Annotated in this window: 19 protein-coding genes; 7 read left to right on the forward strand and 12 right to left on the reverse strand. The window is 62.0% G+C overall.

The genetic code is table 11. From position 1 onward, the window contains the following. Nucleotides 1-25: 25 nt before the first annotated feature. The 5 genes from B9A19_RS09505 to gpmI form a co-directional block, all read right to left on the reverse strand. Nucleotides 26-658 carry an HAD-IA family hydrolase gene (locus B9A19_RS09505; RefSeq protein ID WP_084090551.1) on the reverse strand — a complete coding sequence of 211 codons (633 nt, stop codon included), beginning with the start codon at nt 656-658 and terminating at the stop codon, nt 26-28. Next, nucleotides 655-1428, reverse strand: a complete 774-nt coding sequence (locus tag B9A19_RS09510) for a HesA/MoeB/ThiF family protein (RefSeq protein WP_084090552.1) — start codon at nt 1426-1428, stop codon at nt 655-657. The genes B9A19_RS09505 and B9A19_RS09510 overlap by 4 nt, the downstream gene beginning before the upstream one ends. Before the next feature lie 116 nt (nt 1429-1544). Further along, the gene (locus B9A19_RS09515; protein WP_084090553.1) at nt 1545-2993 is read right to left on the reverse strand and encodes a S41 family peptidase; all 1449 of its coding nucleotides are present in this window, start codon (nt 2991-2993) and stop codon (nt 1545-1547) included. A 45-nt stretch (nt 2994-3038) separates the two neighbouring features. Then, nucleotides 3039-4382, reverse strand: coding sequence for a murein hydrolase activator EnvC family protein (locus tag B9A19_RS09520; RefSeq protein ID WP_084090554.1), 1344 nt, complete (start codon nt 4380-4382; stop codon nt 3039-3041). 4 nt (nt 4383-4386) lie between these two features. Beyond that, nucleotides 4387-5940 (reverse strand): 2,3-bisphosphoglycerate-independent phosphoglycerate mutase, encoded by a 1554-nt coding sequence (gene gpmI / locus B9A19_RS09525; RefSeq protein ID WP_084090555.1) that lies wholly within the window; start codon nt 5938-5940, stop codon nt 4387-4389. A gap of 238 nt (nt 5941-6178) precedes the next feature. Here gpmI and B9A19_RS09530 point away from each other — a divergent pair, with 238 nt between their 5' ends. Continuing rightward, nucleotides 6179-6487 carry an ArsR/SmtB family transcription factor gene (locus B9A19_RS09530; protein WP_245804315.1) on the forward strand — a complete coding sequence of 103 codons (309 nt, stop codon included), beginning with the start codon at nt 6179-6181 and terminating at the stop codon, nt 6485-6487. A gap of 112 nt (nt 6488-6599) precedes the next feature. Here B9A19_RS09530 and B9A19_RS09535 read toward each other — a convergent pair whose 3' ends face one another. From B9A19_RS09535 to cutA, 3 genes are read right to left on the reverse strand one after another with little or no spacing between them, the layout of a single operon-like run. Further along, nucleotides 6600-7076: a TlpA family protein disulfide reductase gene (locus B9A19_RS09535; RefSeq protein WP_084090557.1), complete on the reverse strand. Its 477-nt coding sequence runs from the start codon at nt 7074-7076 to the stop codon at nt 6600-6602. Continuing rightward, nucleotides 7076-8644, reverse strand: a complete 1569-nt coding sequence (dsbD, locus tag B9A19_RS09540) for a protein-disulfide reductase DsbD (RefSeq protein ID WP_084090558.1) — start codon at nt 8642-8644, stop codon at nt 7076-7078. The genes B9A19_RS09535 and dsbD overlap by 1 nt, the downstream gene beginning before the upstream one ends. After that, on the reverse strand, nt 8641-9000 hold the full coding sequence (gene cutA, locus B9A19_RS09545; protein ID WP_084090578.1) for a divalent-cation tolerance protein CutA: 360 nt from the start codon (nt 8998-9000) through the stop codon (nt 8641-8643). Before cutA ends, dsbD begins: the two co-directional genes overlap by 4 nt. Here cutA and B9A19_RS09550 point away from each other — a divergent pair. Next, nucleotides 8999-9412, forward strand: a complete 414-nt coding sequence (locus B9A19_RS09550; protein WP_176216869.1) for an FxsA family protein — start codon at nt 8999-9001, stop codon at nt 9410-9412. The genes cutA and B9A19_RS09550 overlap by 2 nt on opposite strands. 75 nt (nt 9413-9487) lie before the next feature. On the opposite strand, the gene B9A19_RS09555 is transcribed toward B9A19_RS09550, so the two are convergent. From B9A19_RS09555 to B9A19_RS09565, 3 genes are read right to left on the reverse strand one after another with little or no spacing between them, the layout of a single operon-like run. Beyond that, the gene (locus B9A19_RS09555) at nt 9488-10081 is read right to left on the reverse strand and encodes a YggT family protein (protein WP_084090560.1); all 594 of its coding nucleotides are present in this window, start codon (nt 10079-10081) and stop codon (nt 9488-9490) included. Between the two features lie 15 nt (nt 10082-10096). Then, a complete protein-coding gene (proC, locus tag B9A19_RS09560) occupies nt 10097-10909 on the reverse strand; it encodes a pyrroline-5-carboxylate reductase (RefSeq protein ID WP_084090561.1) in 813 nt (270 codons plus the stop codon). A 25-nt stretch (nt 10910-10934) separates the two neighbouring features. After that, a complete protein-coding gene (locus tag B9A19_RS09565) occupies nt 10935-11621 on the reverse strand; it encodes a YggS family pyridoxal phosphate-dependent enzyme (protein ID WP_084090562.1) in 687 nt (228 codons plus the stop codon). Between the two features lie 83 nt (nt 11622-11704). Between B9A19_RS09565 and B9A19_RS09570 the strand changes: the two genes are divergently transcribed. The 3 genes from B9A19_RS09570 (at nt 11705) to B9A19_RS09580 (ending at nt 16133) form a co-directional block, all read left to right on the forward strand. Continuing rightward, nucleotides 11705-12748 (forward strand): type IV pilus twitching motility protein PilT, encoded by a 1044-nt coding sequence (locus tag B9A19_RS09570; protein ID WP_084090563.1) that lies wholly within the window; start codon nt 11705-11707, stop codon nt 12746-12748. Nucleotides 12749-12780: 32 nt separating this feature from the next. Beyond that, nucleotides 12781-13917, forward strand: coding sequence for a PilT/PilU family type 4a pilus ATPase (locus tag B9A19_RS09575; protein ID WP_084090564.1), 1137 nt, complete (start codon nt 12781-12783; stop codon nt 13915-13917). A 62-nt stretch (nt 13918-13979) separates the two neighbouring features. After that, a complete protein-coding gene (locus B9A19_RS09580) occupies nt 13980-16133 on the forward strand; it encodes a type IV pilus assembly protein FimV (protein ID WP_084090565.1) in 2154 nt (717 codons plus the stop codon). 118 nt (nt 16134-16251) lie between these two features. Here the strand turns inward: B9A19_RS09580 and uvrA are convergent, their stop codons facing one another. Further along, nucleotides 16252-19134 (reverse strand): excinuclease ABC subunit UvrA, encoded by a 2883-nt coding sequence (uvrA, locus tag B9A19_RS09585; RefSeq protein ID WP_245804316.1) that lies wholly within the window; start codon nt 19132-19134, stop codon nt 16252-16254. Between the two features lie 190 nt (nt 19135-19324). Here uvrA and B9A19_RS09590 point away from each other — a divergent pair, with 190 nt between their 5' ends. After that, nucleotides 19325-20689, forward strand: a complete 1365-nt coding sequence (locus B9A19_RS09590) for an MFS transporter (protein ID WP_084090566.1) — start codon at nt 19325-19327, stop codon at nt 20687-20689. Next, nucleotides 20689-21186, forward strand: coding sequence for a single-stranded DNA-binding protein (gene ssb, locus B9A19_RS09595; RefSeq protein WP_084090567.1), 498 nt, complete (start codon nt 20689-20691; stop codon nt 21184-21186). Before B9A19_RS09590 ends, ssb begins: the two co-directional genes overlap by 1 nt. The last annotated feature ends 159 nt before the right edge of the window (nt 21187-21345 follow it).

The raw sequence follows: 21345 nt of genomic DNA on the forward strand, positions 1-21345 counted from the left end.
TTGCCGATCTTGCTGTGCCGGCCGGCTATGCTGCCAGTTTGTCCAATAGGAACGGCAACTGTCCCATGTCGTCGAAAACCAGCGCGTGCGGATGCGGCGTGCCGCCATCGGGCAGATACTGGCAGCAGCGCATGCCGGCGGCCTGTGCTGCTGCTACGCCCACCTCGCTATCCTCGATTACGATGCACTCGGCTGGCGCACGGCCCATTTGTGCTGCTGCGTGCAGGAACAGCCCCGGATCGGGCTTCCAGCTGCCCACGTCATAGGCGCTGTAGATGCGCTCGCCGAAGTGAGCCGCAATGCCGGTGGCGGCCAGCGCCTGGCGTATCTTGGCCGGAGGCCCGCTGGAGGCAATGCAGCGGCGGTGCGGCAGTTGGTCGAGCATGGCTGGCACGCCCGGCATGGTTTGCAGCTCGCGCGCAATCAGCATGGCGGCGTGGGCGCGGTAGCGCGCTTCGAAATCATCCGGCAGCGTGACACCCGCGCGCTGCGCGATATCGACGAGGATGCGCGCCAGCTTTTCGCCACGATAGCGCTCGGTCATCGCAGCCAGGTCTTCGTCCCAATCGGGCAGCAGATCAAGCAAGGCGCGGTTGCCCAGTGTTTCGCTGTCCACCAGCGTGCCATCCATGTCGAAGATCAAACAGGGCAGGATCATGCGTGGTCGCCGCATACCGGGCAGGCCGGGTCGCGCTTGTAGCGCATTTCCTTCCAGCGCAGTGTCTTGCCGTCGAGCAATTGCAGCCGGCCCGCCAGCGATTCACCCACGCCCAGCAAGAGCTTGAGCGCTTCGGCCGCCTGGCCACAGCCGATGAGGCCGGTCAGCGGGGCGAATACGCCAAAGGTAGCGCAGGGGCCATCGCTGGCGTCGCCCTCGTCGGGAAACAGGCAGTGGTAGCACGGGTTGCCGGGCGTGCGCAGGTCGAAGCTGGTGAGCTGGCCATCAAAGCGCACTGCCGCGCCGGATACCAGCGGCACGCAGGCGGCCACGCAGGCGCGGTTGATCGCATGGCGGGTGGGGAAGTTGTCGCTGCAGTCGAGCACGACCGAGGCTTGTGGCACCCATTGCGCCAGCAGAGCGTCGTCGGCGCGGGCAACGACGGGAACGACCTCGATCAGCGGGTTGATGGCATGCAGCGTGCGCTGGGCCGACAGCGCCTTGGCCTCGCCCAGCCGGCCGGCGTCGTGCACGATCTGGCGCTGCAGGTTGGACAGCTCGACCGTGTCGTGGTCGACGATCACCAGCCGGCCCACGCCAGCCGCTGCCAGGTAGAGCGATGCCGGAGCACCCAGCCCGCCGGCACCGATGATCAGCGCGGTGCTGGCCGCCAGCGTCTGCTGGCCTTCGATGCCGATTTCATCCAGCAGGATATGCCGGCTGTAGCGCAGCAGTTGGTCGTCGTCGAGGGCGTCTGCGTTCTGGGTCATGGCGGGGTGGGGAATGGCAGGCTGTGATGCTGGGAGATCGATTATAAGCCTGTCGCGCCATGACCGACGGCATGAAAAAGCCCCGCTTGCGGCGGGGCTTTCTGGCGCTGAGACGCTTACTTGATCGTTGCATCCTTGCTGCCGGACTGTTTTTGCTGCAGCAGTTGCTGCACCTTGAGCACGCTGAATGCCTGTTGCAACTGGTAATCGGACTTCGATACCAGTTCGCGTGTATTGCCGTCGGCATCGACCTCGCTGGCATTGCTCTTGGCCGGTTTGGCCGGCTTGTCCAGCACCACTTCCGGCTTGGCGCTGCTCTTTTCGCTGCCCTTGGCGTTCGGGTTTTCCAGGTGGTGGCCCAGATCAGCTTCGCGCAGGCGCAGGCCGTTGTCCTCGACGCCATTGACGGTGGCTTCGCTGACTTCGATGTCCGGCACGATGCCCTTGGCCTGGATGGAACGGCCGCTCGGCGTGTAGTAACGCGCGGTGGTCAGCTTGAGCGCCGATTTTTCGTCGATCGGCAGGATGGTCTGCACCGAGCCCTTGCCGAAGGTCTGCGTGCCGACCACCAAAGCACGTTTCTGGTCTTGCAGCGCACCGGCCACGATTTCAGATGCCGATGCCGAGCCGCCGTTGACCAGTACCACCAGCGGCACGGTCTTCACTTCCTTGGGCGTGTTGGCAAAGTAATCGCTCTTGCCGCCGCGCATGTAGTTTTCCTTGGTCGCGGTCAGGCGGATTTTGGCATCCGCAGTGCGGCCCTCGGTGTAGACCACCAGCGCATCCTTGGGCAGGAAGGCGGCGGACACGCCGACGGCGCTGTTCAGCAGGCCACCCGGATCGTTGCGCAGGTCCAGCACCAAGCCTTTCAGCGGTGCCTTGTTTTCCTTGTACAGCGCCTCGATGGCCTTGGCGACGTTCTCGGTCGTCGGTTCCTGGAACTGGGTGACGCGGATATAGCCATAACCCGGCTCGGCCAGTTTGGACTTCACGCTTTGCGTCTTGATCACTGCACGCTTGAGGTTGAATACCAGCGGCTTGGATTCGCCCTTGCGCAGCACCGTCAGCGTTACATTGGTGCCCGGTTTGCCACGCATCTTCTTCACCGCATCGGACAGCGCAATGCCCTGCACTTGCGTGTCATCTATCTTGACGATGAAATCGCCCGCCTTGATGCCAGCCTTGTAGGCCGGAGTATCTTCGATCGGGCTGACGATGCGTACCAGCCCGTCTTCCATGTTCACTTCCAGCCCCAGGCCGCCGAACTCGCCCTGCGTGCTTTCCTGCAGGTCCTTGAAGGCGTCGGCATCCAGATAGGTGCTGTGCGGGTCGAGGCCCGACACCATGCCCTTGATGGCTTCGTTGATCAGTTTCTTGTCTTCCACCGGGTCGACATAGCTTTGCTTGACCAGACCGAATACGGTGGTGAAGGTGCGCAGCTCGTCCACCGGCAGCGGATTGACGTCGGCGCTCTTGTCGGCCACCGCATTGAAGGACAGCGAAATCGCCACGCCCAGACCGGCGCCGGCTGCAAGAAGACCGAATTTCTGGAGTTTATGTTTCATGTCGTGGAGGCTTGGTGTGCGGGTTTATATGGGTGCTGCAGGTTTTTATTGACCGGCCCAGGCCATCGGGTCGAGCGGACGACCGTTCTGCCGGATTTCAAAGTATAAGCCGGAGTCTGCCATGCCACCGCTGTTGCCGGTAGTGGCAATTGCATCGCCAGCGCGGATATTTTCGCCAACCGGCTTGAGCAGGCTCTCGCAGCCGGAATACAGGCTGAGATAGCCACCGCCATGGTCAACGATGATCATGTTGCCAAAGCCGCGCAGCCAGTCTGCAAATACAACGCGCCCACTGGCGACTGCGTGGACAGGCTGGCCCGACGTGGCGCGCAGCATGATGCCCTTCCAGCTGGTGCCCTCGGCGCGCTGACTGCCAAAGCGGTTGATGATCTCGCCGCGCACCGGCAGCTTGAGCCTGCCCTTGAGTGCGGCAAAGGCTTGCCCGGCCTGGCTGGCATCCGGCACTTGCTCGTTATTGCGCACCACTTGCGGCGCTGGCGTTGGCAGCGGGGTGGGGGCGGGCTTGCCGGCGGCCTTGGCCCGTGCGGCAGCGGCGGCTGCAGCCTTGGCTTGCTGGGCAGCCAGTCTGGCCTGTTGCTCGGCCAGCTGTTTTTGCCGTGCTGCTTCACGGGCGCGGGCGATGGCCGCCTTGCGCTCCTGCTCCTTGATGATGGCGTTCAGGCGCTCTACGAGCTGGCCCAGGCGTTTTTCATCGGCGGCAAGTTTCTCGATTTCGTTGCGCTGGCTGTCGATCTGCCTGGAGAGCTGGCGTACCAGGGTGGCGTGGGCTTGTTGCTCGCCTTCCAGTTCTTCCTTCTGCTGCGCCTTGGCGCGTGCCAAGGCTTTCAGCTCGGCGCTGCGCTCGCGGATTTCGTCGGAAAGGCGGCTCAGTTCGTTGAGCTGGCCCTGCAGGCGTGCGGCAAAGCGTTGCTGGGCATCGACCAGATAGCGGTAATAGCCCAGCGTGCGGCTGACTTCGTTCGGGTCTTGCTGGTTGAGCAGCAGCTTCCACGCTTCCAGGTCGCCGGCACGGTAGCGGGTGTTGAGCAGATCGCCCAGCCGCTGCTGGCTGGCGCGGATATGGATGCGTGTCTGCGCGATGTCGGCTTCCAGCCGCGCCAGTTGCGCCTCGGTCAGCTGGCGCTTCTGCGTCAGATCGGTCAGCACGCGGTTGGCATCGGAAATCGCAGTTTCCGATTCCTTCAATGCATCAGCCGCTTCCTTGCGGTTCGATTCATTGCTGGCCAGCTTCTTTTTCAGCTCGCCGATCTGGCTGTGCAGCGATTTAAGCTCTTCCTGCGTTTGCGCCGATTGCGCGCGCGCGTTGTCGCCGGCCGGCGCAGCCAGTGCACCGGTCGACAACAGCAGGAAGAGGATTGCGCTGCGCACCGTGTTACTTGAACTCGATCAGCGCGTGGCCGGTCATTTCTTCCGGTTGCGGCAGGCCCATCATCTTCAGCAGCGTCGGGGCGATGTCCTTGAGGGCGCCTTCGCCGCGCGGCGCGATGGTAGCCGGACGGCCCACGTAGATGAACGGCACCACGTCGGTGGTGTGCTGGGTATGCGGCTGGTGGGCAACCGGGTCATACATCTGCTCGCAGTTGCCGTGGTCGGCCGAGATCAGCACTTCGCCGCCGATCTTCTGCATGGCTTCAACACAGCGGCCCACGCAGGCATCCAGCGTTTCCACTGCGGTCACTGCGGCCGACAGTACGCCGGTATGGCCCACCATGTCGCCGTTGGCATAGTTGCAGATGATGGCTGCGTACTGGCGCGATTCGATGGCCTCGACAATCTTGTCGGTGACGGTGACTGCGCTCATTTCCGGCTGCAGGTCATAAGTAGCCACTTTGGGGCTGGGCACCAGAATGCGGTCTTCGCCCGGGAATTCCTTTTCCTCGCCGCCGGACAGGAAGTAGGTGACGTGCGGATACTTTTCGGTCTCGGCAATGCGCAGCTGCTTGAGGCCCAGGCTGCCGATGAATTCGCCGAAGCTGTTCTTGACCTTGGGTTTTTCATAGGCCACCGGGAAGCTGTAGCTCTCGCCGTAGCTGGTGGCGGTACAGAAGTTGGCAAACTTGATCTGGCGCGGACGCTCGAAACCGTCGAAGGCCGGGTCGGTCAGCGCGGTGGCAATTTCACGTGCGCGGTCGGCGCGGAAGTTCATGAAGATCACCACGTCGCCGTCTTCCATGCGTGCCGGGGCGCCGATGCTGGTGGCGCCGACGAATTCGTCGTTCTCGTTGCGCGCATAGGCGTCAGCCAGACCAGCCAGCGCGCTATCGGCGTGGTGCAGGCCCTGGCCTTCGGTGATCAGGTTGTAGGCCGGGTGCACGCGCTCCCAGCGCTTGTCGCGATCCATCACCCAGTAGCGGCCGACAATGCCGACCACGCGTGCGGTCTTGGCGGTGGCACAGACTTCGTCCAGCTTCTTCAGGTATTTTTCGGCGCTGCGCGGCGGCGTGTCGCGGCCGTCGAGGAAGGCGTGAACGTGAATATTTGCCACGCCGGCGCGGGCTGCATCGCCGATCAGGGCGTAGATATGGCTGTCATGCGCATGCACGCCGCCGTCGGAGATCAAGCCCATGATGTGCAGGGTCTTGCCGCTGGCACGTGCGGTTTCGATGGCGGCTGCGAATACCGGGTTCTGGCCCAGCTTGCCGTCGGCTACGTCGCAGTCGATGCGGCTGATGTCCTGTTGCAGCACGCGACCCGCGCCGATGTTGAGGTGGCCCACTTCCGAATTGCCGAACTGACCGTCCGGCAGGCCCACATAGTGCTCGGATGCATTGATCAGCGTCCACGGATACTCGGCCATCAGGCGATCAAGATTGGGCTTGTTCGCTGCGGCAATGGCGTTGTCCTGGGTTTCCTCGCGGTAGCCATAGCCATCGAGAATCAGAAGCAGTACGGGTTTGACGGAAGGCGCGGCGCTGACGTTGCTCATGATCGGTTTCGCTTTGTAAAGGGGCACTGGCCACTGGCGGGCCGTTGCGAAGGGGTTCCAAAGATGGGTAGTATTCTAACCGATTGCATCCGCTTGCCCATGTTTGGCTGCGCGCAATTTGCCAGACAGAGCGGCCTTAGCCGCCGATATAAAATAAGAAAGCGCTTATATGCCCGTTTTTTTGTACTATGATGCAAAGGCGGAATTACAAGTGCCACCAAAGACTTAGAGGAAGACGGTGAATCACCCTGATTTGATGAGCGATGACCATATCCAACAGGCGTCGCGGGCCATGAAGGCGATGTCGCATCCTTTGCGGCTGAAGATACTGTGCGTGCTGGGTGACCAGGAAGTCAGCGTGCAGGATATTGTGGACCAGGTTGGCACCACGCAATCGAATATTTCCCAGCACCTGGCGTTGATGCGCGAGAAGGGCGTGCTGCGCACCCGCAAGGATGCCAATCGCGTGTTCTATCGCGTTGGCGACATCCGCACGCTGGAAGTGATTGCGATGTTGCGCGACGTGTTCTGCGCCTTCTCCAAGTAAGCTCTTCAAGCTCCAGGCTGCATGCAGCCGAGAGCTCCCGCCGTCATATCAAACAGCATACGCTTCTTTTCTACTTAACTGTTCTAGTCCTGCAGTTCCTTCCCCCGCAGTTTCATTTCAGCGTTTTCAGTACGGCCTCCAGCACTTCGCCCTTCATGCGGCCCAGCTTGGTGCTGACCTTGTTGCCCTGGCTATCGTAAATCACCGTATAGGGCAGCCCGCCGCTCTGGTTACCCTCTTGCTGGATCAGCGTGAAGGCATCAGTCTCATCCGCCAGCAAGGGGTAGTTGATCTTGTAGTCGCGTGCAAACTGGCCGACCACCTTGGCATCGTCAATAGCGATGCCGACGAACTGCACCTTGCCGTATTTCTTTGCCAGCGCAACGAACTCCGGTATTTCCTCGCGGCATGGCGAACACCAGGTGGCCCAGTAATTGACCACCAGTGGCTTGCCGCGATACTTGGCCAATGACTGCTTCTTGCCATCCAGATCATTCAGGCTGGCATCGAAAAAGGTCTTGGCGGCCAGCACGGTCGGCGCGGCGCAAACGGTGGCGGTAACAAGCAGCAGGGCGGGCAGGATGCGCATCAGCGGGTCCGGAGTGATTCAAGGGTTTTCAGGAAGGCATCGGCATTCTGAAAGCCGATGACGCGTTGTTGCGGGCCCTGGGCGCCGGCGGTGAAGAACAGCATGGCCGGCGGGCCATACAGGCCGAAACGGCGCAGCAGCGAGGCATCGTCGGCGCTGTTGCGGGTGACGTCGGCCCGCAGCACCACGAAATCCTTCAGGGCCGCTTGCACGCGCGGGTCGCTCAGCGTTTCGCGCTCGAATTCGATGCAGCTCACGCACCAGTCGGCATAAAAATCCAGCATTACCGGTTTGCCGACATTGCCCAGGTGACTGTCCAGCGCCTGGCTGGAGGCTACCGGCGTAAACGCAACGGCAGCTTGCTGGCCAGCAAACCAAGGTTGCCACAGCGGGCGGGCCACCCAGATGGCCATGCCCAGCAGCAGCACGCCAAACACGTTCTGCACCACGCGCATGGTCCAGCGTGGCAGGCGCGGCAGGATGGAGTTGCCCAGCACGCCAATTACCACCAGCGGTACGCCCAGCCCCAGTGCCATCGCGTAGAGCGCGCCGCCGCCCAGCAATGCGTTGCCCTGCTGGCCGATATAGGCCAGCGCTGCCGCCAGCGGCGGAGCAATGCACGGGCCGACGATGGCAGCCGACAGCGCCCCCATCACGAAAACCGACAGGTAGCGGCCGCCCGGCAGGCGGTTGGACCATTCCGAAAAACGGCTTTGCAGGCTGCCTGGCATCTGCAGGCTGAATACGCCGAACATCGACAGCGCCATGGCGACGAAGAACAGCGCGAAGGCACCGATCACCCACGGCTGTTGCAGCCAGACCGACAGCAGGGTGCCGGTCAGCGCAGCGGCTACGCCAACGGCGGTATAGGTGAGCGCCAGACCCTGGCTATAGGTCAGTGTCAGCAACAGGGCTCGGCCCCGGCCTGCCTGACCCGCGCCGATCACGATCGAGGAAACGATCGGCAGCAGCGGATACATGCAGGCTGTAAAGGCAAGACCGAGCCCGGCCAGAAAAAAAAGGCTGAGCGTGGTGATGGGCGAGCCAGAAAAGTAGCCCGCGTCGCTGCTGCGCGCGTCTGCCGCCGGCGCAGGGGCCGGCTTGGTGCCGAACAGCTTGTCCACGGCGCTCTTGCTGCCGCTGATACCGGGATTGGCAGTGCTGAGCTGGGTGGTTTGCGGCGGATAGCACACGCCGGCCTCGGCACAGCCCTGATAACGCACGGCAATGCGGAAATCGTCCGGCAGCGGGTTGGCCGCATGCAAGGTCACGGCGGTGTCGTGCTTGTAGACCTCTACCTTGCCAAAGCTCGGGTCATCCTTGATCACGCCGGCCGGAAAGGTCGGGGCCAGGTCGCCCGCGGGTTGCAGGGTGAAGCGCATGCGCTCGCGGTACAGGTAGTAGCCATCGGCCACCCTGAACTGGATGTTGACGGTGCGCTCGTCGATGCGGTTCAGTTCTGCCCGGAAAGCCTGCTCGGGCGGCAGCAGATCGGCCTCGGCGCGGGCCAGCTGGCTGCACAGCAGCAACAGCGGCGCGAGCAGCAGCGCGAAAAGCACTCTGGTCATGCGTTTACCTCTTGGTTTATCCAGGCCAGATAATCAGGCAGCCCGGCCACGATGGGCAAGGCAATGATTTCCGGTACGTCGTAAGGATGCTGCCCGGCCAGCCATGCCTGCAAGCGTGGCCAGGCCGAAAGGCTGGTTTTGATGTGCAAGGGGAACTCTTGGGCGGTTTCGATGGCCCCATTCCAGTGATAGGTCGAGGTCACGGCGGCCGGGCGGCTCACGCAGGCGGCCAGCCGCGCAGCCAGGAGCCCGGTGGCCAGCCGTTCGGCGCAGGCCGCGTCGGGGCAGTTGCAAATGACCAAGATGGCCCCATTTAAATCGGCCGGGTTGACCGGCGTTTCGTTTGGAGTATTCATGCCTTATCTGTTGCTTGCCTTGCTGGCCTATCCGGTTGCCGAGGTGATCGCCATGGTGCTGGTCGCCAAGGCCATTGGTACCGGCTGGCTGGTTGCCTGGCTGGTGCTGGCGGCCGTGGCCGGGTTTACCATGCTGCGCCATCACAAGCTGGCCGTCGGCATGTCGCTGCTGGGTGATCTGCGCAGCGGCCGGCTGACACCGCACAGCCTGTTCTGGGTGGCGCGTTACTATATCGCAGCCGTTCTGCTGCTGTTGCCCGGCGTGATTGGTGATGTGATTGCTTTGTTGATGTTGCTGCCATGGGGACGCGATAAAGTGGCACAAGTTCCCCAGGAAACGGTGCTGGAAGGCGAATATCGCGAGATTGATCCGCGTGTCGGCCCGGGGCGACGGCTGGAAGGGCGGGACTGAGCCGCCTCGCCTGTCTGAGTGATCGCAATAGAAAACGGGGGCCAGGCCCCCGTTTTTGCATCGTCGTGCTGGCGCTTAGCCCAGCGCGGCAACCGGAATGCTGCGCAATACGGTCTGCTGTGCGCCTACTACCAGCACGTTCAGCACCAGCAATGCCAGCATCAGCACCATGGGCGTGATGTCCACATTACCTACCGGCGGAATCACGCGACGCAGCGGGCGCAGGAAAGGGGTGGTCAACGAATTGATGACCGAGAATGCCGGGTGGTGGCGCGGCGCAAACCATGACAGCACGGCCTGGCCGATCAGCGCCACCATCAGCAGATACATCGACACCAGCAGCAGCTCGAGCAGGCCGGTGACCGCGATGGCCAGCAAGCCCTGCGGGGCCAGCAAGGCATAAGGCCACGGTGACAGCCACAACAGCAGCACATGCATGCCGCAGGCCCATAGCCAGGCCAGCACGAAGGTGGCCGAATCATATTGCCTGACCGACGGCAGGATGCGGCGCGCCGGCAGTACCATCCAGTTGGTCAGCGCCATCACGAACTGGCCGAATGGCGTGTTGAACTGAGCCTTGAGCGCCAGCAGGTAAAAGCGGGCCAGCAACATCCAGATGATGAAGCCGCCCACACAGCGAATCAGAACGTCGAGTGCATTGGCAAGCATGCGTGTCCAGCCCCCTTAGTCGTCACGACCCAGTTCTTCGCCCAGCTCGCGCGAGCGGGCGGCGGCGGCCGAAGCGGCGGCGATGATGGTCGAGCGCACCTGGCTGTTTTCCAGCGCATTGATGGCACGCTCGGTGGTGCCACCCTTGCTGGTGACCTTCTGGCGCAAGGTTGCTGCGTCGTCATCGCTTTGCAGCGCCAGCTTGATGGCGCCGGCAAAGGTCTGATAGGCCAGCTTGCGGGCCGTTTCCGGCGCGAAGCCCTGCGCGCGCGCTGCAGCTTGCAGCGATTCAATGAAGTAGAACACGTAGGCCGGGCCGGAGCCGGAAATGGCGGTAATACCGTCGATTTCCTCTTCGTCGGCCACCCAGACGGTTTCACCGATCGAACCGAGAATGCGCTCGGCCAGGGCTTTGTCGTCGGCCGTGGCGCCGGGGCTGGCATAAGCGCCCGAGATACCGGCCTGCACCAGCGCAGGTGTGTTGGGCATCACGCGCACCACGCGATCCAGCCCGCCCAGCCAGCGGCCCAGCGTATCGGCGCGTACGCCGGCGGCAATCGAGATCACCAGCGAGCCAGCCAGTTGCGGCGCCAGTGCGGCAGCTACGCTACGCAGCTGTTGCGGCTTGACGGCAAAGATCACGGCCGTGCTGGCGGGTAATGCCTCATCCGGGCTGCCGGTGCTGATGCCGAACTGCTGCGCCAGCTCGGCGCGTTTGGCTGCATCTGGTTCGACGACGTGAATGTCCGTGCCGGCAAAGCCCTGCTTGACCATCCCGCCTATCATCGCTGCTGCCATGTTGCCGCCACCGATAAAGCTGATTTTCATGCTGTTCCCTGTACTTTGATGTTGATTAACTGCGCCTGCCAAACAAGGCGGTGCCGATGCGGACCATGGTCGCGCCCTCGGCAACGGCCAGCTCCAGATCGGCCGACATGCCCATCGACAGCGTATCGAGTTGCAGGCCCTGCGCGTTCAATTGCTCAAGCAGCGTGCGCAGCTGGCGGAACTGGCCGGCCAGCAGCACGCTGTCGTCTGTCGCTTCCGGGATACACATCAAGCCACGCAACTGCATGCGTGGCAAGGTGCTCACGGCCTGCGCCAGCGCCGCGACTTCGGCCGGCGCGACGCCTGATTTGCTGGCCTCGCCAGACACATTGACCTGCAGACAGACCTGCAACGGTGGCAAGTGTTCCGGGCGCTGGCTGGAAAGCCGTTCGGCAATCTTCAGGCGGTCTACTGCATGCACCCAGCTGGCGATTTCCGCCACGCTGCGGGTCTTGTTGCTTTGCAGGGGGCCGATGAAATGCCAGCGCAATTCAGACAGCTGCGCTAATTCTGCAGCCTTGCTGCCAAGCTCCTGCACGTAATTTTCGCCGAAATCCCGTTGACCACAGGCATACAATTCGGCGATGTCTGTTGCAGGGAAAGTTTTGCTTACGGCAAGCAGTCTGACACTATCATCCGGGCGCTGTGCCGTTGTGACGGCTGTCCGGATACGCGCCAACACGCCTTGCCACCTCGCAAATATCGTTGCCATAATGGTTTGGACCTTACTACATTGGCCGGCGGCGCGCGCGCGGCGTCTTGATGGGCCGTCATTGCCAAAGGACAGAATTATAAATGGAAATCTCCGAGCTCTTGGCTTTTGCCGTAAAGAACAAGGCGTCCGACTTGCACCTTTCATCCGGCCTGCCGCCGATGATTCGTGTACACGGTGATGTACGTCGCATCAATCTGCCGCCGATGGAGCACAAGGACGTTCATGACATGGTGTACGACATCATGAACGACGGCCAGCGCAAGGTGTACGAAGACACGCTGGAATGCGACTTCTCGTTTGAAATTCCCAATCTGTCGCGTTTCCGCGTCAATGCCTTCGTGCAACAACGTGGTGCCGGTGCGGTATTCCGAACCATTCCTTCCAAGGTATTGTCGCTGGAGGAATTGAATGCCCCCAAGGTATTCCAGGAAATCGCGCAAAACCCGCGCGGTCTGGTGCTGGTAACCGGGCCGACCGGCTCGGGTAAATCGACCACGCTGGCTGGCATTCTCAATTACGTGAATGAAAACGAATACGGCCATATCCTCACCGTCGAGGACCCGATCGAATTCGTGCATCAATCCAAGAAATGCCTGATCAACCAGCGGGAAGTCGGCCCCCACACCATGAGTTTTGCCAATGCGCTGCGTTCCGCGCTGCGGGAAGACCCGGACGTGATCCTAGTGGGTGAAATGCGTGACCTGGAAACCATCCGCCTGGCGCTGACCGCTGCGGAAACCGGTCACCTGGTATTCGGTACCCTGCACACCAGTTCGGCCGCCAAGACTATCGACCGTATCGTTGACGTATTCCCGGCAGCGGAAAAGGAAATGGTGCGCTCGATGCTGTCCGAATCGTTGCGCGCGGTCATTTCGCAAACGCTGCTCAAGACCAAGGACGGCAACAGCCGCGTGGCCGCGCATGAAATCATGATCGGCATTCCGGCCATCCGTAACCTGATCCGCGAAAACAAGATCGCCCAGATGTATTCCGCCATCCAGACCGGCCAGCAATTCGGCATGCAGACGCTGGATCAGTGCCTGCAGGATCTGGTTCGCCGCAACATCGTCTCGGTGAGCGAGGCACGCGGCAAGGCCATGAACGCTGACAACTTCCGCGGCTGACGCCATGCGTTCGCCGCCATATCGAGTTTGAAATGGAAAAAGAGCAAGCAGCCAAATTCATGCAGGACCTGCTCAAGCACATGCGTGCCAAAGGCGCGTCCGACCTGTTCATTACCGCCGAATTTCCGCCTGCGATGAAGATCGACGGCCGCGTGACGCCGGTATCGAACCAGGTGCTGAGCGCGCAGCACAGCAAGGAGCTGGCGCGCGCCATCATGAACGACCGGCAGGCCGAAGAGTTCGAAGCCACCAAGGAGTGCAACTTCGCCATCAGCCCCGGCAATCTGGGGCGCTTCCGTGTCAACGCCTTCATGCAGCAATCGCACGTGGGCATGGTGCTGCGGACCATCAATTCGGAAATTCCGCGCCTGGAAGACCTTGGCGTGCCGCCGGTGCTCAAGGACATCGCCATGACCAAGCGCGGTCTGGTGATCTTTGTCGGTGGTACCGGCTCGGGTAAATCGACCTCGCTGGCGGCCATGGTGGGCCACCGCAACGAGAACGCCTACGACCATATCATCACCATCGAAGACCCGATCGAATACGTGCATGACCACAAGAATTCGATCGTCACCCAGCGTGAGGTCGGCGTCGACACCGACTCGTGGATGGCCGCGCTGAAGAACACGCTGCGTCAGGCGCCGGACGTGATCCTGATCGGCGAAATCCGCGATCGCGAAACCATGGACTACGCCATCGCCTTTGCCGAAACCGGCCACCTGTGCATGGCCACACTGCACGCCAACTCGTCCAACCAAGCGCTGGACCGCATCATCAACTTCTTCCCGGAGGAGCGCCGTACACAGCTGTTGATGGACTTGTCGCTCAACCTCAAGGCCTTCGTGTCGCAGCGGCTGGTGCCGCACCGCTCGGGCAAGGGGCGCGTGGCCGCGGTGGAAGTGATGCTGAACTCGCCGCTGATTGCCGACCTGATCTTCAAGGGCGAGGTGCACGAGATCAAGGAAATCATGAAACGCTCGCGCGAGCTGGGCATGCAGACCTTTGACCAGAGTCTGTTCGACCTGTACGAAGCCGGCAAGATCAGCTATGAAGACGCGTTGCGCAATGCCGACTCGGTGAATGATTTGCGACTGCAAATCAAACTCAACAGTTCCGATGCGCAGCAAAAGGATGTACTGTCCGGTATCGATCATCTGGATATCGTCTGACGTGGCAAAGACCACGCCGACACGGCACCGTCAAGAAGTGCCGGAGGGGATAAAATAAACGCATGAAGTCTTACCTGCTCCCTGCAGCGCTCGCGCCCATCGTACTGGCCACCGGCTTGGGGCTAAGCGCGTCCGTGCATGCCGCCATGCTCGGCGAGATGCAGGTGCGCTCTGCGCTGGGCGAGCGCTTCCAGGCCAGCGTCAGCGTGGCCGGCGCCGACGATGAAAAACTGAACAGCAGCTGTTTCCGTCTGGTCACGCCGCAGCAACTGGGCGACGATGATCTGGTGGTATTGCGCAAGGCACGCCTGCTGTACCAGCCCGACGACGAGTTCAGTGGCCGCCTGCTGATTTACGGCGAAGAAAAGATCGACGAACCGCTGCTGAGCGTAGCGGTGCGGGTCAAGTGCCCGGATGAAGACCGGCGCGTGTTCCAGCGCGATTACAGCGTGATGCTCGACCCGCGCGAGTATAAGTCGCCCGTGCAACATGCACTGCCCACGCCGGCGGCACCGCGCAGCGGCCAGCCAGCGTCACGCCGCAGCGTGCCGGCTTTGGGCAGCGTGTGGATCACGCGTGACGGTGAAAGCGTCGACCAGATTGCCAAAGCCTATTTCCCCAACGACAAGGCTGCGCGCGCGCGCTTTGTCGATGCGCTGTTCCTGTTGAATCCCGATCTGCCGCAAGGCACACAAGCACGCCTGCAGGGTGATACGCAGATTCGCTTGCCGGATCGCTTGAGTGTGCAGCCGGAAACGAAGATCGCCGAAGCTGCGCCCGCCAGGCCCTTGCCGCAAATGGCGCCAGCCACAATGCCGACGCTGCCGCCGCTGCGGATCGAATCGGCATCACCGCAAGCGGCACCGGTGGACGAGAATCGCGTCGATGTCGGGGAGGGTTTCCGTCTGCGCTTGTCGTCGCCCACCCTGGATACGACGCGTAAATCGGAGCTGTCGCCCGAGCAGAGCCTGCGTGTGCGCGAGCACTTGCTGTCGCTCTCGTCCGATGATCAGACTGCGCAGCTCTTGCAGCTCAAATACCAGATTTCAGAACTTGAGAAGCAGCTGGCCGCAGTCAAGTCACACCCGGTGGATGCCAGCCCGGTGCAGGATGCGGCTGCTGCCGAATCCAGAAATGCTGCTGCCAACGGTGTACCGAGCTGGTGGTGGTTGCTCTTGCCGCTGGCGCTCGCCGTCGGTTTGTTTGTCTGGCTGTATCGCCGCTGGCAGCAACGCCGCGAATATGAGGAGGCCGAGTCGTTCTCGTTTGCCACCAATTTTGAGGCGCAGCCGGCAATGCGCAGCGCATCTACGCAAACGCCGTCTGCCGTGTCATCGTCATATGCGCCGAGCAATGCACTGGGCATGCGCGATCTGGTGCAGAACATTTCGCGTGCGGCTACCGAATTCCACAATGACGAAGTCGATGTGGTGCAGCCCAACAATGTGTCCGATGAAGCCCAGTTGCTGATCGACCACGGGCTGACCCAGCAGGCGATCAATTTGCTCGATCACGAACTGGGCCAGCATCCGACCGCGCTGGCGCTGTGGATGAAGCTGTTTGACATTCATCGTGACCAGGGCATGAAGCAAGCTTTCCAGGAGCGTGCCGTTGCGTTCCGCCTGCAGTTTGCCAGCGATGCGCTGTGGCAGCAGGTGCAAGCCAGTGGCCGCATGCTGGACCCGGATAACCCGCTTTATCGCTCGCTGGACGACCAGCCGGATGATCAACTGGAGCTGACCGCACCGCCGTTGCGCCCGGTGTCCGATCCGGGGCAGGATGCGCTGGATTTTGCCTCCATGATGCATCAGCAAGCCGGACTGGCTCCGCCCGACGCCGTTGTCGAGCAGGCCCATGTCCAAGCGCACGATCAGGATGCCGGTTTCGAGGCTGCAGTGCCGCACGCACTCACCCCGCTTGAGGTGGACGAACCACCTCCGTCTTTGCCGGGCATGACTTTTGACATTCAGAGCCAGGACATCGACGTGATCGAGATGCCGGTTCCGGATGTGACGGTGACCGGGTTTGCCGATATCGACCTCAAGCAGTTTGTATCTGATGACGAGCAGCTGCAGCGTATTGCGCGCCTTCTGGCCGAGCGTGATCTGGACACTGCCTGCCATCTACTGGAAGAAATGCTTTATCACGGCACGCTGGATCAGCGGATGATGGCCATGAAGTGGCTGGACAAACTGGCGCCCGTACGTGGGCTATAAGCGACACATGCAAAGGGCCGGAAAAAACGGGCTGCCTATGGGCAGCCCGTTTTTCTGAGGCCGGCCTGGCCGGATGCAGGTTTGCCTGCTGCCGCAGCCGAGGGCAGGTGGTAGACGCTTATCCTGCGTCGCGTGCCGCATCCTGCTTTAACACCTTGGCCAGATAGTGGCCGGTGTGGCTGGCCGGGTTGGCCGCCACCATGTCCGGTGTGCCGGTGGCAATGATCTGGCCGCCGCCGGCGCCGCCTTCCGGCCCCAGGTCGATGATCCAGTCTGCGGTCTTGATCACGTCCAGATTGTGCTCGATCACCACCACGGTATTACCGTGCTCGCGCAAGCGGTGCAGCACGGTCAGCAGCAGGTCGATATCGTGGAAGTGCAGGCCGGTGGTCGGCTCATCCAGGATATACAGCGTACGGCCGGTGTCGCGTTTGGACAGCTCCAGTGCCAGCTTCACGCGCTGCGCCTCGCCGCCCGACAGCGTGGTGGCGCTCTGGCCCAAGCGGATATAGCCCAGACCCACATCCATCATGGTCTTGAGCTTGCGCGCCACGGTAGGCACCGCGCTGAAGAATTCGGAAGCAGCTTCCACCGTCATTTCCAGCACTTCGGTGATGTTTTTGCCCTTGTACTGCACATCCAGCGTTTCGCGGTTGTAGCGCTGGCCGTGGCAGACGTCGCACGGCACGTATACATCGGGCAGAAAGTGCATTTCCACCTTGAGCACGCCATCGCCCTGGCAGGCCTCGCAGCGGCCGCCCTTGACGTTGAACGAGAAGCGTCCCGGCCCGTAGCCGCGTTCGCGGCTGGCCGGCACACCGGCAAACAGCTCGCGGATCGGCGTGAAGAGGCCGGTATAGGTGGCCGGGTTGGAGCGCGGGGTGCGGCCGATCGGGCTCTGGTCGACGTTGATGACCTTGTCGAAGTGATCCAGCCCGTGCACCTCGTGGTACGGCGCCGGTTCGGCCGACGCGCCGTTCAGCTCCTTGGCTGCCAGCGTGTACAAGGTGTCGTTGATCAGCGTGGACTTACCCGAGCCGGATACCCCGGTAATGCACACCAGCAGGCCGACCGGCAACGCCAGATCGACATACTTCAGGTTGTTGCCATGCGCGCCCTTCAGGGTCAGCCACTTGTCCGGGTCGGGCGATTGAATGGCGCTCGGGCGGGCGATCTTGCGCTTGCCGGTCAGGAACTGGCCGGTGACCGAATCGGGGTGGGCCATCACGTCGGCGGGCAAGCCGGCGGCAATCACTTCGCCGCCGTGCACGCCGGCACCAGGGCCGATGTCGATCAGATAGTCCGCTGCGCGGATGGCGTCTTCATCATGCTCGACCACGATCACGCTGTTATCGAGATCGCGCAGGCGCATCAGCGTGCCCAGCAGGCGGTCGTTGTCGCGCTGGTGCAGGCCGATGCTGGGTTCGTCCAGCACGTACATCACGCCGGTCAGGCCCGAGCCGATTTGCGACGCCAGGCGAATACGCTGTGCTTCGCCGCCCGACAGCGTATCGGCGCTGCGCTCCAGGCTAAGGTAGTCCAGCCCGACGTTGACCAGGAAGCCCAGCCGCTCGCTGATTTCCTTGACGATTTTTTCGGCAATCTGCGCCTTGGCGCCTTCCAGTTGCAGGCCCAGGAAGAAATTGGCCGTGTCGCGCAGCGCCATTTGCGAGATGGCATGCAGGTTCTGCTCGCCGATCAGCACGTGGCGCGCTTCCAGCCGCAGGCGCGAGCCGGCGCAGCTGGGGCAGGGCTGGTTGTTCTGGAACTTGGCCAGCTCCTCGCGCACGGTGACCGAATCGGTCTCGAGATAGCGGCGTTCCAGATTGGGAATGATGCCCTCGAAGGCATGCACACGCTCGAACTTGCTGCCGCGCTCATTCATGTAGGTAAAGGCGATCTCGTCGCGCCCCGAGCCATGCAGCACCACCTGCTGCACCTTGTCGCCCAGCTCGTCCCACGGGGTATTGATGTCGAAGTCGTAGTGACTGGCCAGGCTGGCCAACATCTGGAAATAGAACTGGTTACGCTTGTCCCAGCCCTTGATGGCACCAGCCGCCAGGCTCAGCTCGGGGTGGGCCACCACGCGCTTGGGATCGAAGAAGGTGATCTGGCCGAGGCCATCGCACTTCTGGCACGCGCCCATCGGGTTGTTGAACGAGAACAAACGCGGTTCCAGCTCGGGCAGGCTGTAGCTGCACACCGGGCAGGCGAATTTGGCCGAGAACCAGTGCTCTTTCTCGCTATCCATTTCCACCGCAATCGCGCGGCCATCGGCGTGGCGTAGTGCGGTCTCGAACGATTCGGCCAGCCGCTGCTTGAGGTCGGCACGCACCTTGATGCGGTCGATTACCACCTCGATGGTGTGTTTCTTGTTCTTGTCCAGCTTGGGCAGTGCGTCCATCTCGAACACTTCGCCATCGACGCGCACGCGCACGAAGCCCTGCGCGCGCAGTTCGTCGAACAGGTCAAGGTTTTCACCCTTCTTGCCGATGATGACCGGTGCCAGCACCATCAGCTTGGTTTCTTCCGGCAGCGCCAGCACGTGATCGACCATCTGGCTGACGGTCTGCGACTGCAGCGGCAGCTTGTGCTCGGGGCAATAGGGCGTGCCGACACGTGCAAACAGCAGGCGCAGGTAATCGTGGATTTCCGTTACCGTGCCCACGGTCGAGCGCGGGTTGTGGCTGGTGGCCTTCTGCTCGATCGAGATCGCCGGGCTCAAGCCTTCGATCAGATCGACATCGGGCTTTTCCATCAGCTGCAGGAACTGCCGTGCATAGGCCGACAGCGATTCGACATAGCGGCGCTGCCCCTCGGCATACAGCGTATCGAAGGCCAGCGACGACTTGCCCGAGCCGGACAAACCGGTGATGACCACCAGTTTGCCGCGCGGAATATCGAGGTTGATGTTCTTCAGATTGTGCGTGCGCGCGCCGCGAATACGGATCATCGGCGTGTCGTTGGCGGGAACGGGCGTGTAATTCGGTTTGTCAGCCATGGGTGACGGTTCTGCGTTGCTGGAGGCAATCCGCTAATATATCGGACTTTCCATTGGCAAGTCAGTCGGAAAAGAACGGCTGGCAAAACCCGGGGCCACGGTATGGGCAGGATGGGCGGCAATTGCGCGCCATACTGTCGGCCGGGTATGCGTCGGCTGTGTTAAGTGACTGATTTTCTGGCTTGAGCTTATGAATCCTATCGAACTGCGCGCTTCCCTCGGGTTGGCCGGTCTGTACGCCCTGCGCATGCTGGGCATGTTCCTCATCCTGCCGGTGTTTGCCGTCTATGCCGGCCACCTGCCAGGGGGTGACAATCACGCGCTGGTGGGTTTTGCCTTTGGCGCCTATGGGCTGACCCAGGCATTGCTGCAACTGCCGTTCGGCATGTGGTCTGATCGTGCCGGCCGCAAGAAGGTGATCTATATCGGCTTGCTGCTGTTTGCAGTCGGCAGCGTGATGTGTGCGCTGGCCGACCATATCGTCTGGCTGATCGTGGGCCGCGCTGTACAGGGGGCCGGAGCGATTTCGGCTGCGATTACCGCCATGCTGGCTGACCTGACGCGCGAAGAGCACCGTACCAAGGCCATGGCGATGATCGGCGGCAGCATTGCCACCACCTTTGCCGTGTCGCTGGTGGCCGCACCCAAGCTGGCCGAGTGGATCGGCTTGCCGGGCATTTTTGCGCTGACGGCCGTGCTGGCCGTAGCGGCGCTGATCGGTGTACATCAGGTGATCCCCAATCCGACCGTCACCCGCCACCACTCGGATGCCGAGGCCGATACGCGCCGCCTGCCGGCCGTGCTGCGCCACCCGCAGCTGATGCGCCTCAACTATGGCGTGTTCGCCCTCCACGCGGCACAAATGGCCATGTTTACCGTGATGCCACTATTGCTCAAGCAGATAGGCGGTTTGAGCGTGGCGCATCACTGGTGGGTGTATCTGCCGGTGGTGCTGGTGGGTTTCGTGTTCATGGTGCCGGCGGTGATCGTTGGCGAGAAGCGGCGCAAGCTCAAGCCGGTGTTCCTGTTTGCCATTGCGCTGATGCTGGTGGCACAGCTGGGCATGACCTTGTGGCTGCCCAGCCTGACTGCCATCGTGCTGTGGCTGGCAATCTACTTCATCGCCTTCAACATCCTGGAGGCCACGCAGCCCAGCCTGATTTCCAAGATCGCCCCGTCCGATGCCAAGGGCACGGCCATGGGGGTGTACAACACGTGCCAGTCGGCCAGCATGGCAGTGGGCGCCGCGCTGGCGGGCTGGTTGTATCAACACTTCCAGAGCCCGGTGCCGGTGTTTGCGCTGTGCTCGGCACTGGTCGGCATCTGGCTGCTGGTGGCCTGGGGCATGCAGCCGCCGCTGCCGGTCAAGACCCGCATGTTTCACATTGACGACCAGTGGAGCGGCGATGCGGCTGCGCTGTCTGCTAAACTGGCGGCGATTGACGGCGTGAAAGAGGCCGTCGTACTGATGGATGAACGCGTGGTGCTGCTCAAGGTCCTGCAAGACGGCTGGGACGAAGCCACCGCGCAACAATTGATTGCGGAGACTCATTGATGGCTTCTTTGAACAAGGTGCTGCTGATTGGCAACCTCGGGCGCGACCCGGAAACCCGCTTCCTGCCCTCGGGCGGTGCGGTGTGCAATTTCAGCATTGCCACGACTGAAAACTGGAAAGACAAGCAGACTGGCCAGAAGCAGGAAAAGACCGAGTGGCACAACATCACCATGTACGGCAAGCTGGCCGAAATCGCTGGTGAATACCTGAAGAAGGGCAGCTCGGTGTACATCGAAGGTCGTTTGCAAACCCGCAAGTGGCAAGACAAGCAAACCGGCGCAGATCGCTACACCACCGAAATCGTGGCCGACCAGATGCAGATGCTGGGCGGCCGTGGCGGTGGCAGCGCCCCCATGGGCGGTGGCGATGACTACAACCAGGAATACAGCAGCCCTGCACCGGCCCCCGCGCCGCGCCAGCAAGCCGCTGCACCGGCGCCGCGCCCGGCCGCACCGGCACGCAGCTTTGATGATTTCGAGGACGATATTCCGTTCTGATCCATCTGCTACCGGCTTGCCGGTACGCTACAAAAGCCCGTCGTCGACGGGCTTTTTTCATGGGTCTGACCCGTCCTGAAATACGTTGACACTTTTCCCCTCACACAAGGACAAGTGTCATGGAATCAAAGATCAAGCGCACACAACGGGACTACACCC

This window comes from Andreprevotia lacus DSM 23236 (genome assembly GCF_900176275.1).
In the GTDB taxonomy this organism is placed as follows: Bacteria; Pseudomonadota; Gammaproteobacteria; order Burkholderiales; family Chitinibacteraceae; genus Andreprevotia; species Andreprevotia lacus.

Excerpts from the sequence above, each read along its gene's own strand:
- ssb (WP_084090567.1), top strand. The coding sequence starts at position 20,689 with ATGGCTTCTTTGAACAAGGTGCTGCTGATTGGCAACCTCGGGCGCGAC.
- B9A19_RS09535 (WP_084090557.1), bottom strand. The coding sequence starts at position 7,076 with ATGCGCATCCTGCCCGCCCTGCTGCTTGTTACCGCCACCGTTTGCGCC.
- B9A19_RS09555 (WP_084090560.1), bottom strand. The coding sequence starts at position 10,081 with ATGCTTGCCAATGCACTCGACGTTCTGATTCGCTGTGTGGGCGGCTTC.
- dsbD (WP_084090558.1), bottom strand. The coding sequence starts at position 8,644 with ATGACCAGAGTGCTTTTCGCGCTGCTGCTCGCGCCGCTGTTGCTGCTG.
- B9A19_RS09510 (WP_084090552.1), bottom strand. The coding sequence starts at position 1,428 with ATGACCCAGAACGCAGACGCCCTCGACGACGACCAACTGCTGCGCTAC.
- B9A19_RS09570 (WP_084090563.1), top strand. The coding sequence starts at position 11,705 with ATGGAAATCTCCGAGCTCTTGGCTTTTGCCGTAAAGAACAAGGCGTCC.
- B9A19_RS09580 (WP_084090565.1), top strand. The coding sequence starts at position 13,980 with ATGAAGTCTTACCTGCTCCCTGCAGCGCTCGCGCCCATCGTACTGGCC.
- B9A19_RS09505 (WP_084090551.1), bottom strand. The coding sequence starts at position 658 with ATGATCCTGCCCTGTTTGATCTTCGACATGGATGGCACGCTGGTGGAC.
- uvrA (WP_245804316.1), bottom strand. The coding sequence starts at position 19,134 with ATGGCTGACAAACCGAATTACACGCCCGTTCCCGCCAACGACACGCCG.
- B9A19_RS09575 (WP_084090564.1), top strand. The coding sequence starts at position 12,781 with ATGGAAAAAGAGCAAGCAGCCAAATTCATGCAGGACCTGCTCAAGCAC.
- B9A19_RS09515 (WP_084090553.1), bottom strand. The coding sequence starts at position 2,993 with ATGAAACATAAACTCCAGAAATTCGGTCTTCTTGCAGCCGGCGCCGGT.
- B9A19_RS09590 (WP_084090566.1), top strand. The coding sequence starts at position 19,325 with ATGAATCCTATCGAACTGCGCGCTTCCCTCGGGTTGGCCGGTCTGTAC.
- proC (WP_084090561.1), bottom strand. The coding sequence starts at position 10,909 with ATGAAAATCAGCTTTATCGGTGGCGGCAACATGGCAGCAGCGATGATA.
- B9A19_RS09550 (WP_176216869.1), top strand. The coding sequence starts at position 8,999 with ATGCCTTATCTGTTGCTTGCCTTGCTGGCCTATCCGGTTGCCGAGGTG.
- B9A19_RS09565 (WP_084090562.1), bottom strand. The coding sequence starts at position 11,621 with ATGGCAACGATATTTGCGAGGTGGCAAGGCGTGTTGGCGCGTATCCGG.
- gpmI (WP_084090555.1), bottom strand. The coding sequence starts at position 5,940 with ATGAGCAACGTCAGCGCCGCGCCTTCCGTCAAACCCGTACTGCTTCTG.
- cutA (WP_084090578.1), bottom strand. The coding sequence starts at position 9,000 with ATGAATACTCCAAACGAAACGCCGGTCAACCCGGCCGATTTAAATGGG.